Raw genomic sequence first — 11,816 nt, forward strand, 5'->3', positions numbered from 1 at the left:
GGTGGCCTGCCTTACTTTTTCTTGAACGAATAAAACAGGTTCGGCTCACTGACCATGTAGATCGTGCGGTTTTCGTCCATGGTCACGCCTTCGGCGCGCGGGATGGTCTGTTTCAGGCCGTTGAGGCCGTGCAGCAGGGTCATGAAGCTGACCTTGTTACCGTGCTCGTCCAGCTCCAGCAGCATGTGCGACTCGGCGGACAGCACCAGCAAATGGCCGGTTTTCTGATCGGCATACAGCGCCGACAGATTGCGCAGGATGATGTTGTCGTTTTTCACCCGGACTTTCTCGCCACTGACGGCATTGCTGCCATCAGCCTTGAGGCTGAACAGCGCTGGCGGGCGCTCTTCACCGAACAGCAACTGCTGATTGCGCGGATCCCAGGCAATGCCTTCGAATGCCTTGTTCTGATCCTTCGACGGGCCCAGGTCATATTTGGGGAAGTCGGCGATATTCAGGGTCTTGGTGTCGGGCGTGACGGTGACGATGGTCATCAGATGCTGACGCTCGTCGACAATCGCGATATGGCCGTTACCCAGCACCGCAACGCCTTCCGGGTTGCTCCAGCCCACCAGCGGGATCTTGCGGATCACGTCGCCGTTCAGGGCCAGCTCGGCGAGAAAAGCGTTCTTGCCCATCACCGAATACAGGGTCTTGCTCACCGGATCGTAAGAAAGATCCGAGGCTTCATCCTTTTCCATGCCCACCAGCGGCTTGGCGTCGATCTCGACCTGATAGTCCGGCAGCCAGATGCTGGCCGCCTTCTCGGCCGGGCTGGCACTGCGTTCATGCAGCCACAGCAGGCCGCGATCATCCCAGTGCCAGGCGTAGGACAGCCCTGCCAGAATCACCAGCACGGCAATCAGCAACCAGGACCAGCGAAAACGCGGGCGGCGCTTGGGGGAAGTCAGCGGTGGATTGTTCACGGCCATCGAAGCGTTCCTGAGAAAAATTCCATTGATACAGCGGGACAGCGCTGCGGCTCGGCGACGGATTATCCGGATCGATTGTGAAAAAAACGGCAATCCGCATGCCCTACAAAAAAGGCCGCCTGCGAGGTATCACAGGCGGCCTTTTCAGCCGGAGACGCGGGTGATCAAAGCACTTCGCTTTCGAAGCGGCTGTGGCCCGGCAACTCCAGCACGATCTGGTCGCCGACCTGGAACGGACCGACACCTGCCGGCGTACCGGTCATGATCAGGTCACCGGCCTGCAGCGAAAACTGCGACGCCATGTGCTGAATCATCGGCACGATCGGGTTGAGCATCTGACTGCTGTTGCCGTCCTGACGCACTTCGCCGTTCACGGTCAGGCGGATCGAGATGTCGGCCAGGTCCGGGTAGCTGTCTGCCGAGACGAACGGGGCGATCACCGCCGCGCCATCGAACGACTTGGCGATTTCCCACGGCAGACCCTTTTCCTTGAGCTTCGACTGTACGTCGCGCAGGGTCAGGTCCAGGCCCGGCGCGAAGCCGGAAATCGCGTCCAGCACTTCTTCACGGCTCGGGTTCTTGCTCAGCGGCTTGCCGATCAGCACGACGATTTCGGCTTCGTAATGCACCGAACCGCGCTCCTGCGGAATGCTGAAACCGCCCTCGATCTCGACCACGCAACTGCCCGGCTTGATGAACAGCAGAGGCTCGGTCGGCACCGGGTTGTCCAGTTCCTTGGCATGCTCGGCGTAGTTGCGGCCGATGCAGACCACTTTGCCCAGCGGGAAATGGACCTTGGTCCCGTCGACGTACTTGTGCTGATAGCTCATTGAGCGCTCCTGAATGGGATTGGCGGCAGACCGCAGCTTACACCGCGAAGATCTTGCCCGGGTTCATGATGCCGTTCGGGTCGAAGGCGGCCTTGATGGCCTTCATATAGCCGATTTCTTCCGGCGAACGGCTGTATTCGAGGTAGTCACGCTTGACCAGGCCGACGCCATGCTCGGCGGAAATCGAGCCGTTGTACTTCTCGACGGTCTCGAACACCTTCTTGTTGACCGTCGCGCAACGGGCGAAGAATTCGGCCTTGTCGAGCGTTTCCGGCTTGAGGATGTTCAGGTGCAGGTTGCCGTCGCCGATGTGGCCATACCAGACCACTTCGAAATCCGGGTAATTTTCGCTGACGATGGCGTCGATTTCATTAAGGAACGCCGGCACTTTCGACACGGTGACGGAAATGTCGTTCTTGTACGGCGTGTAGTGGGAGATGGTTTCCGACAGGTATTCGCGCAACTTCCACAGGTTTTGCAGCTGCTGCTTGCTCTGGCTCATCACGCCATCGACCACCCAGCCCTGCTCCACGCAATACTCGAAGGTTTCCAGGGCCAGATTGGCGATCTCTTCGTTGCTTGCTTCGAATTCCAGCAAGGCATAGAACGGGCAGCGGGTTTCGAATGGCGCGGGCACGTCACCGCGCGCCAGGATGTGCGCCAAACCCTTGTCGGAAAAGAACTCGAATGCGGTCAGATCCAGCTTGCCCTGGAAGGCGTGCAACACCGGCATGATCGCATCGAAGCTCGGCGTACCCAGAACCATGCAGGTCAGGTTTTTCGGCTCGCGGTCCAGACGCATCGTCGCTTCGACGACAAAACCCAGCGTGCCTTCGGAGCCTATGAACAGCTGACGCATGTCGTAGCCGGTGGCGTTCTTGGTCAGGTCCTTGTTCAGCTCAAGGATGTCGCCCTTGCCGGTGACGACCTTCAGGCCCGCCACCCAGTTGCGGGTCATCCCGTAGCGAATGACCTTGATCCCACCGGCATTGGTGCCGATGTTGCCGCCAATCTGGCTGGAACCCGACGAGGCAAAGTCCACCGGGTAATACAGCCCGTTTTCTTCGGCGAAATCCTGCAACTGACGGGTCACCACGCCCGGCTGGCAGCGCACGGTGCGGTCGGTGGCGTTGAGTTCGAGAATCTGATTCATGTAGTCGAACGACACCACCACTTCACCGTTCATGGCCACCGCCGCGGCGGAAAGCCCGGTGCGACCACCCGACGGCACCAGCGCGATGCCGTGGCGATTGGCCCAGCGGACAATGGCCTGCACCTGTTCGATGGTTTTCGGAAAGACGATGGCGCCGGCGGCGGGCGCGAACTGGCGTGTCCAGTCCTTGCCGTAGGTTTCGAGAGAATCAGGGTCGGTCAGGACTTTTCCGGGCTCGACCAGGGTCTTCAGCTCATCTACCACAGCAACGTCGATCATCAGCAGAACTCTCGAACTATTCATGGTCATCCTGAGAACGCTTCACGTCGCAGGAACGGGTATTTCGCGGGGCACATATGCTAGCATACCGCCCCCGCCGAGACGTGCCTGAGGCCGACTCGCGGTGGCGCGGTTGCGCCGTGAGCGGCAGCTTGCGCTGTCCATTCCCTGCCATTTTCTCCGGGACACAGGTTTACGCAGATGAGCAAGACTTCCCTCGACAAGAGCAAGATCAAGTTCCTTCTTCTCGAAGGCGTCCACCAATCCGCAGTCGACGTCCTCAAGGCCGCCGGTTACACCAGCATCGAGTACCACACCAAGTCTCTGCCGGAAGCCGAGCTGAAGGAAAAGATTGCCGACGCTCACTTCATCGGTATTCGCTCCCGTACTCACCTGACCGAAGAAATGTTCGACTGCGCCAAGAAACTGGTCGCCGTCGGCTGCTTCTGCATCGGCACCAACCAGGTTGATCTGGACGCGGCTCGCGAGCGCGGCATCGCCGTCTTCAACGCACCGTACTCCAACACCCGTTCGGTTGCCGAACTGGTACTGGCCGAAGCCATTCTGCTGCTGCGCGGCATCCCGGAGAAGAACGCTTCCTGCCACCGTGGCGGCTGGATCAAGAGCGCGGCCAACTCCTTCGAAATCCGTGGCAAGAAACTGGGCATCATCGGCTACGGCTCGATCGGTACTCAGCTGTCGGTTCTGGCTGAAAGCCTGGGCATGCAGGTCTACTTCTACGACCCGCTGACCAAGCTGCCACTGGGCAACGCAACCCAGGTCACCAGCCTGACCGAACTGCTGGGTCTGGCCGACATCGTTTCGCTGCACGTGCCTGAGCTGCCGTCCACCCAGTGGATGATCGGCGAGAAGGAAATCCGTGCCATGAAGAAAGGCGCGATCCTGATCAACGCCGCTCGCGGCACCGTGGTCGAGCTGGAAGCACTGGCAGCCGCGATCAAGGACCAACACCTGATCGGCGCCGCCATCGACGTGTTCCCGGTCGAGCCGCGCTCCAACGACGACATCTTCGAAAGCCCGCTGCGCGGCCTGGACAACGTGATCCTGACCCCGCACATCGGTGGTTCGACCGCCGAAGCCCAGGCCAACATCGGTCTGGAAGTGGCCGAGAAGCTGGTCAAGTACAGCGACAACGGTACCTCGGTGTCGTCGGTCAACTTCCCTGAAGTGGCCCTGCCGGCTCACCCGGGCAAGCACCGCCTGCTGCACATCCACGAAAACATTCCGGGCGTGCTCAGCGAGATCAACAAGGTGTTCGCGGAAAACGGCATCAACATCTCCGGTCAGTTCCTGCAGACCAACGAGAAAGTCGGTTACGTGGTCATCGACGTCGACGCCGAGTACTCGGATCTGGCGCAAGAGAAGCTGCAACACATCAAAGGCACCATCCGCAGCCGCGTGCTGTTCTAAGCACCGCGTTGCAATGAAAAAAGGAGACCTTCGGGTCTCCTTTTTTTGTGCCTGGTGATTCTGCGGCACGACGGCTTCGCCACGTCTTCTGTGGGAGCGAATTCATTCGCGATTGGCCGGTTTGATCGACACACATGCATCGCCTGAACCACCGCATCGCGAATGAATTCGCTCCCACAGGTTGCGTCAGGTCGAAAGACGCCGACGCCGGCAAGCCGGACTGCTACAGAGTGGGTTACCCGCAGCCCCTGTGGGAGGGATCGGACGTTAGGACGGTCGCGAATGCGTTCTGTCTGACACACCGCTTTCGCGACCCTCGTTACCTCGGATCCCTCCCACAAAGGCCATTTCGCGACCGCCCACAGGCGGTATCAGCCATCACTTCACGGTGATGGTGATCTTCTGCGACTCCACCGGCGGGTTCAGCGGGATGTGGCTCTTGTCGCCGACCAGCAATTGCAAGGTGTGCTGGCCAGGGCTGAGGGTCAGTTCGGTTTCGGTCTGGCCCTTGCCGAAATGGCGGATGTTGTCGGTGGTCGGCAGCGGCGCGTTCATGTCCGGCTGATCCTTGACGTCGATCAGCAGGTGATGGTGCCCGGTATCCGGTATATCGACGCCGGCAGGCGCAACGCCCATGCCCTTGAGGCCGAACTGGACTTTAAAGGTGCCGTTGACAGTGGCGCCGTCCTTGGGCGAGATGATGTACACCTCGGCACCGGCCGGCGACGGCGTGCGCGGCACATCGGCCGCCTGCGCCATGAACGTGACGCCGAGCAACAGGCTGGCGAGGGCAGTTTTTGCAAATGCGGTCTTCATGATCTCTCCCTTCTATGGGTTCCCGGCTGCAAAACAGAGATGCGGGAACGTGGTTTACCTTAGACGGCTCTGAGGCAGACGGGGGTGAGACAGCGGCTTTATGTCGAAGATTTCATCTTCAGGCAAAGGGACAGATCCCTGTGGGAGCGGCCAGCCGCAGATTATGCGAACGACGCGCCATGTGGGAGGGAGCCCTGCTCGCGAATGCGTCAGGTCAGACGTCTCGACTTCGACTGACACACTGCCTTCGCGGGCAAGCCCGCTCCCACAAAAAAGCAGAGGTGTGCCAGATCTAGAACGGTTCGTTGCCGCGACGGCGGAACCAGCCGGTCAGCGACAGCCGCTCGCGGCTGGCGGGCAGCACTTCGTGGGGCACCTCGCCAGAGAGAAAGACCACCAGAGAGCCGCCGACGGGATGCACGTCATGCTCGCGGTCATCGTTGAGGTACATGCGCAACTGGCCGCCATGCTCGGGCAACCAGGCGTCATTCAGGTACAGCACGGCTGACACCATGCGTTTGTCGTCGTCGCGAAAGCGGTCGACATGCCGACGATAGAACGCTCCCGGCGGATACAGCGCGAAGTGGCTTTCGTAATCCTCAAGGCCCAGATAGAGCCCGCGATTGAGCGCCTCGCGCAGGCTGTCCATCAGCTCCAGATAACGGTCGCAGGCGTTCGACTGCCCCGATTCCAGCCAGAGAATGCGGTCGCCGCGAATGCCTTCACGGATTTCCTGCGTAACGCCACGCCCCACGGCAGCCGGCGCCAGTTCGCCCGCGGCCGCGCGCTGACGGCATTCGAGGGCCAGCTCGCGAGTCAGTGCGTCGGGCAGGAAAACGTCCTGCTGCGACCAGCCACGCTCAGCCAGGTCGTCGACGATATTGGACAGCAGCGGGTGATCGGAGGGTATGCGCATGGCGCGCATAGTATCCATGTGCCGGGTAATCGGACAGAGCCTGCGGTCTGCCGGGCGAGGAATATTTTTCCGGGTTTGCACGGGCGCGTGCGTTTTACCCGGACAGGCGCCGAACCCGTCGGTTTTCTTGGGGTCTGGCAACTGTTAACTCGACAAATCCCCGCCGCCCCGCCGAGAATAGCGGCCTGCCGACAGGAGTCTCCGATGCGCCGTGTGTTTTTCCTGCTGTTGATGTTCTGTGCCTTGCCCGTCCGGGCAGACAGCCACGACCAGTTGTACAAGGTTGCCGGTTGGCCGGAACAGCGCGCGCACTTCAACGACGCCCTCAAAGCCGCCCAGCAGCGTTACAAGAACAACCTGCCGCCCGCCGTTTTCGATGCACTGGTCAACAACAGCAACCAGCGCTTCGCCGCCCAGGCCATGGATCAGCGCGCCGAACGGCAACTGCGCCAGCAATTGCAGGACCCCGCCCCTGCCCTGCAATTCTTCCAGTCACCGCTGGGACGCAAGATTGTCACCGCCGAACTGACCGCCACCCGCCCGGACCAACTGGCGAAGAACGCCCAGGGCCTGCCGAAGATGCAGGCCAGCGACAACCGCCTGCTGATCATCGGCCACCTCGCCAACGCCCTGCCCGCTCGCGAAGCCGGTGCCGAAGTGACCCTGGCGATTGCCGGCGTCGCCGCTGACAGCCTGAGTTCGATGATTCCGGGGCTGATGGGCGCCGGTCCCGGCCAGAGCATGCTCGACGGCCAGCGTCAGCGCCTGATGGGGCAGATCGGCAATGATCTGAGCAATACGCTGCTGTACGTCTACCGCGACCTGTCCGATGCGGAGCTTGAGGAGTTCGCCACCTTTGCCGAGTCCGACGAGGGCAAGGCGTACTATCAGGCGGCGCTGGCGGCGATCCGCGCGGGATTGGCGGTGGGGCAGAATCTCAACTGATATCACCGCCCCCCTGTAGGAGCTGGCTTGCCCTGCGACCTGCCGGGAACCGGCAGTAAAATCAGCCAATGCGGTCTGTCAGGAATAGCGCATCCACAGGTTTTACGACGGGTTCCCCGCCGGTCGCAGGACAAGCCAGCTCCTACAAGTCTGCGGTATCAGGGAAGCAAGTGATCTAACGCATCCGCTGAGTCAAAAACGCAAAAAACTGCTCGCGCAATTCCGGTATTTCGTTGGCGAGGTGATGCCGCGCCTCGTGCAGCATGAAGATCTGCGGCTGGTCGAACTTGTCGTTGAGCACCGTCATGTTATGTACCCAGTCGACAGTCATGTCCGACTCACCCTGGATGATCAACGGGCTGCGCGCGCTGCGTGGCGCGCTTTCGATGCGTTGAATCCAGCGCGCCAGCGCACCGACCCAGACCGTCGGCAGGCGCCGTGGCTGCAAGGGGTCAGCCATGAGGAATGGCAGGAAGGTCGAGGTGTTGGTGTTCTCGCTGAAACGTCGGTCGATGCCTTTGACGAAGGCGCGCAGCAGGTAATAACTGACCTTGGACATGGTCCAGCCGCGAGGGCGAACCAGCGGCGCCAAAAGAATCGACTGGCCGTCAATCGGGCTGTTGTCGCCGTGATTGAGCAAATGATCGATGACGATCGCCCCACCGGTGCTCTGCCCGCACAGATGCCAGGGTTTCGGCAGGCCCAGGCTACCGGCCTCGACGAACAGCCGGTCGAGCACCACCTGATATTCGGAAAAATCGGTGATGCTGGCCCGCGTCCCGCTGGACAGGCCATGCCCCGGCAAATCGCAGGAAATCACTGCGAAACCCAGCTCCAGCGCCCATTCGATGACATGCCGGTACAAGCCCATGTGATCGTAGAAACCGTGCACCAGCACCAGCGTCGCCACCGGCTGCGGCGGCGTCCACAACTGCGTGACGATCTCGTAGCCGCCCACCTCGAAACGCCCCAGCCGCCCGTTCACCGAGCCGTCGCGCCCCAGATTGAGCAGGTTGTAGAAGCGCTGATAAGCCTGACCTTCCTCGGTAAGCGCTTGCAGGGCGGCGCTCAGCGGTTGCAGGCCGGCGCGCAGGTGGTCAGGGTCGAACGTGTTGGACATCGGTATTCCAGGTCAGGCAAACGGATTTCAAAAGGGCCGGATGGCAACGAGTTTCTTCTCTGCGCCCGGCCATGGCAAGCTACATCCCCCCAAACCGAAGCGACCCGATGAGCACTCATTCACAGACTCGACAGCGTACCGTTGTGCTTGCATTGATCGCCGTTCTGGTCGCGCTGGGCCTGTGGCGGGGATACGTCTGGTTTGAGGGGCGTTATCTGCGGACGTTCAGTGAGCAGACCGCCTTGTTTGCCGGCGACGTCTTGCAGCTACCCGCCCACCTGGCCGGCCCCGGTCGGATTCGCGTGGTGCATTTCTGGGACCCGGCCTGCCCCTGCAATGTCGGTAACCAGCAGCATTTGGGCGAACTGCTGGCGCGCTATGCCGATACGGGCGGCGTGGATTTCTACGCGGTGCGCAAGCCCGGTACTCAGGGTCAGTTGCCGAGTGAACTGAACGCCATCCAGCCGCTGGACAACCTGCCCGGTGCCGAGCACATCAGCGCCAGCCCCGCGGTGGCGATCTGGGACCGTCAGGGCCGGCTCGCCTATTTCGGCCCATACAGCGAGGGGCTGATCTGCGACGGCAAAAACAGCTTCATCGAGCCGATCCTGCAAGCGCTCAAGGAAGACCGCCCGGTCAACGCCGCCCACACCATGGCGGTCGGGTGTTATTGCCCGTGGCAGGGTTGACCCCACTCCCGTAGGAGCTGGCTTGCCCTGCGACCTGCCGGGAACCGTCAGTAAAATCAGCCAATGCGGTCTGTCAGTAATACCGCATCCACAGGTTTACGACGGGTTCCCCGCCGGTCGCAGGGCAAGCCAGCTCCTACAATCGTTTTCACCCTGCGCACAAATCTGTAGCCTTCTTCGCCTTCCTATCTGTTTATTCGAGCCAGCGGATGAAACGCAGTCTCTACATCTCCGCCGCGGTGATCGCCCTGATTGTCGGCGGCGGTGCCTGGTACATCCACAGCAAACAGCCCGTGCGCCATGGCGAAATCGCCCTGACGCAATTGCAGGCGCCGGTCAGCGTGCGCTACGACGAGCGCGGCGTGCCGCACATCAAGGCGCAGAATCAGGACGACCTGTATCGCGCGCTCGGCTATGTCCACGCCCAGGACCGGCTGTTCCAGATGGAAATCCTCCGGCGTCTGGCCCGAGGCGAACTGGCTGAAGTGCTGGGGCCGAAGCTGGTCAACACCGACAAGCTGTTCCGCAGCCTGCGCATTCGCGAGCATGCCGACGCCTACGTGGCCCGGCAGGACAAGAACACGCCCATGTGGAAGGCGCTGCAGGCGTATCTGGACGGCGTGAACCAGTTTCAGGCCACCCACCCGCGCCCCATCGAGTTCGACGTGCTGGGCATCGAAAAGCGCCCGTTCACCGCCGAAGACACCCTGAGCATCGGCGGCTATCTGGCCTACAGCTTCGCCGCCGCCTTCCGCACCGAGCCGCTGCTGACCTATGTGCGTGACCAACTCGGCCCGGATTACCTGAAAACCTTCGACCTCGACTGGCAGCCGCAAGGTGCCCTGCATCCTGCTCCAGCGCTGAGCAGCCGCGACTGGAAAGGCCTCAACGATCTGGCCCTGCTCAGCCAGCAAGCGCTGGAAGACGCCGGCCTGCCGCAGTTCGAGGGCAGTAATGCCTGGGCAGTTTCCGGCAGCCGTACGCAAAGCGGCAAACCGCTGCTGGCCGGCGACCCGCATATTCGCTTTTCGGTGCCATCGGTCTGGTATGAAGCGCAGCTGTCGGCGCCGGGTTTCGAGCTGTACGGGCATTTTCAGGGGCTCAACCCGTTCGCCCTGCTCGGCCACAACCTGGATTTCGGCTGGAGCCTGACCATGTTCCAGAACGACGATCTGGATCTGATCGCCGAAAAGACCAACCCGGAAAACCCCAATCAGGTCTGGTACCACGGCAGCTGGGTCGAGATAAATTCGCGCGAGGAACAGATCAAGGTCAAGGGGCAAGATCCGGTGACGCTCACCCTGCGTCAGTCCCCTCACGGCCCCATCGTCAACGACGTGCTGAACGTCAACAACTCCATGGGTGACAACGCCAGTGGCACGCCGGTGGCGATGTGGTGGTCGTTCCTCGAATCGGAAAACCCGATCCTGCAGGGCTTCTACGAAGCCAACCGCGCCGACACTCTGGACAAGATGCGCCGCGCTGCCGAGAAGATTCAGTCGCCGGGCCTCAATGTGGTCTACGCCAACGCCCAAGGCGACATCGGCTGGTGGGCAGCGGCGCAGTTGCCCAAGCGCCCGGCAGGGGTCAATCCAGCGTACATTCTCGACGGCAGCGGCAACGATGCGGACAAGGACGGCTTCTACCCGTTCAGCGCCAACCCGCAGGAAGAGAACCCGGCGCGCGGCTATATCGTCTCGGCCAACTTCCAGCCGGTGTCACCGACCGGCATGCAGATTCCCGGTTATTACAACCTTGCCGAGCGTGGCCGCCAGCTGGATCGGCAGTTGAGCGATGACACGGTGAAATGGAACCTGCAAAACAGCCAGGCGCTGCAACTGGGCACCCGCACCGATTACGCGGCGCAGATCCTCAAACCGCTGATTCCAGTCTTGCGCCGGGTCATCAGCGACCCCGAGGAACATGACGTGATCGAACGGCTGGCCGCCTGGAAAGGCGATTACACGCTGGATTCGGTAGGCGCCACGCTGTTCAACCAGTTCCTCTACAACCTCTGCGACCAGACCTTCCGCGACGAATTGGGTGATGGCCTGTTTTCGACCCTGCTGTCGACTCGGGTGATCGATATGGCGCTGCCACGGCTGGCCGCCGATGCCGACTCGCCGTGGTGGAACAACCGCAATTCGCCGGAGGCAGAAGGCCGCGACAATACGGTGAAAGCAGCCTGGCATGCTGCCGTGTCGCACCTGAAATTGCTGTACGGACAGAACCCGGATGAATGGACCTGGGGCAAGGCGCACACCCTGACCCACGAACATCCGCTGGGTCGCCAGCCACCGCTGGACATGCTGTTCAACGTCGGCCCGTTCGCTGCACCGGGCACCCATGAAGTGCCGAACAACCTCTCGGCGAGCATCACCGCCGCGCCCTGGCCGGTGACCTATGGCCCGTCCACGCGCCGCCTGATCGACTTCGCCGACCCGGGCCACGCCTTGGGCATCAACCCAGTCGGGCAAAGCGGCGTGCTGTTCGACAGGCACTATGCCGATCAGGCAAAGGCATACGTCAACGGCGGGTATGCACCGGAGCGGTTCAGTGAGGGGGATGTGGCGGGGAACAGCAAGGAAGAATTGAAGTTGATGCCGGAGAAATGAGAGCGGCATAAAACCTGTGGGAGCGAATTTATTCGCGATGGTCGATCAGGCGATACTTTTTCGCTTCCACCTCTGACACAACCCATATCT

10 protein-coding genes are annotated in these 11,816 nt (G+C 61.5%); 4 read left to right on the forward strand and 6 right to left on the reverse strand.

The genetic code is table 11. The features are described 5' to 3' along the window. Window positions 1-11: 11 nt before the first annotated feature. The 3 genes from ACIPL0_RS01490 to ACIPL0_RS01500 form a co-directional block, all read right to left on the reverse strand. The gene (locus tag ACIPL0_RS01490; protein WP_400594443.1) at window positions 12-932 is read right to left on the reverse strand and encodes an SdiA-regulated domain-containing protein; all 921 of its coding nucleotides are present in this window, start codon (window positions 930-932) and stop codon (window positions 12-14) included. 164 nt (window positions 933-1,096) lie between these two features. Continuing rightward, on the reverse strand, window positions 1,097-1,762 hold the full coding sequence (locus ACIPL0_RS01495; RefSeq protein WP_400594440.1) for a fumarylacetoacetate hydrolase family protein: 666 nt from the start codon (window positions 1,760-1,762) through the stop codon (window positions 1,097-1,099). Window positions 1,763-1,799: 37 nt separating this feature from the next. After that, complete coding sequence (locus tag ACIPL0_RS01500) at window positions 1,800-3,194, reverse strand: FAD-binding oxidoreductase (RefSeq protein ID WP_400595175.1); 1,395 nt, start codon at window positions 3,192-3,194, stop codon at window positions 1,800-1,802. Window positions 3,195-3,395: 201 nt separating this feature from the next. Between ACIPL0_RS01500 and serA the strand changes: the two genes are divergently transcribed. Further along, complete coding sequence (gene serA / locus ACIPL0_RS01505; protein WP_400594437.1) at window positions 3,396-4,625, forward strand: phosphoglycerate dehydrogenase; 1,230 nt, start codon at window positions 3,396-3,398, stop codon at window positions 4,623-4,625. A 378-nt stretch (window positions 4,626-5,003) separates the two neighbouring features. Here the strand turns inward: serA and ACIPL0_RS01510 are convergent, their stop codons facing one another. Continuing rightward, window positions 5,004-5,384 carry a DUF4399 domain-containing protein gene (locus tag ACIPL0_RS01510; protein WP_400595173.1) on the reverse strand — a complete coding sequence of 127 codons (381 nt, stop codon included), beginning with the start codon at window positions 5,382-5,384 and terminating at the stop codon, window positions 5,004-5,006. 349 nt (window positions 5,385-5,733) lie between these two features. Beyond that, the gene (locus ACIPL0_RS01515) at window positions 5,734-6,366 is read right to left on the reverse strand and encodes a 2OG-Fe(II) oxygenase (RefSeq protein ID WP_400595171.1); all 633 of its coding nucleotides are present in this window, start codon (window positions 6,364-6,366) and stop codon (window positions 5,734-5,736) included. Between the two features lie 195 nt (window positions 6,367-6,561). Between ACIPL0_RS01515 and ACIPL0_RS01520 the strand changes: the two genes are divergently transcribed. Further along, window positions 6,562-7,302: a DUF2059 domain-containing protein gene (locus ACIPL0_RS01520; protein ID WP_400594434.1), complete on the forward strand. Its 741-nt coding sequence runs from the start codon at window positions 6,562-6,564 to the stop codon at window positions 7,300-7,302. A gap of 175 nt (window positions 7,303-7,477) precedes the next feature. On the opposite strand, the gene ACIPL0_RS01525 is transcribed toward ACIPL0_RS01520, so the two are convergent. After that, window positions 7,478-8,422 carry an alpha/beta hydrolase gene (locus ACIPL0_RS01525; RefSeq protein WP_400594431.1) on the reverse strand — a complete coding sequence of 315 codons (945 nt, stop codon included), beginning with the start codon at window positions 8,420-8,422 and terminating at the stop codon, window positions 7,478-7,480. 71 nt (window positions 8,423-8,493) lie between these two features. Here ACIPL0_RS01525 and ACIPL0_RS01530 point away from each other — a divergent pair, with 71 nt between their 5' ends. Together ACIPL0_RS01530 and ACIPL0_RS01535 are read left to right on the forward strand one after the other, a co-directional pair. Continuing rightward, entirely contained in the window at window positions 8,494-9,111 is a 618-nt protein-coding gene (locus ACIPL0_RS01530; protein WP_400594428.1) for a DUF6436 domain-containing protein, read from the forward strand. A 209-nt stretch (window positions 9,112-9,320) separates the two neighbouring features. Then, window positions 9,321-11,726, forward strand: coding sequence for a penicillin acylase family protein (locus ACIPL0_RS01535; RefSeq protein ID WP_400594425.1), 2,406 nt, complete (start codon window positions 9,321-9,323; stop codon window positions 11,724-11,726). Window positions 11,727-11,816 lie beyond the last annotated feature (90 nt).

The sequence above is a fragment of the Pseudomonas sp. NPDC090208 genome (assembly GCF_044746785.1).
GTDB lineage: Bacteria > Pseudomonadota > Gammaproteobacteria > Pseudomonadales > Pseudomonadaceae > Aquipseudomonas.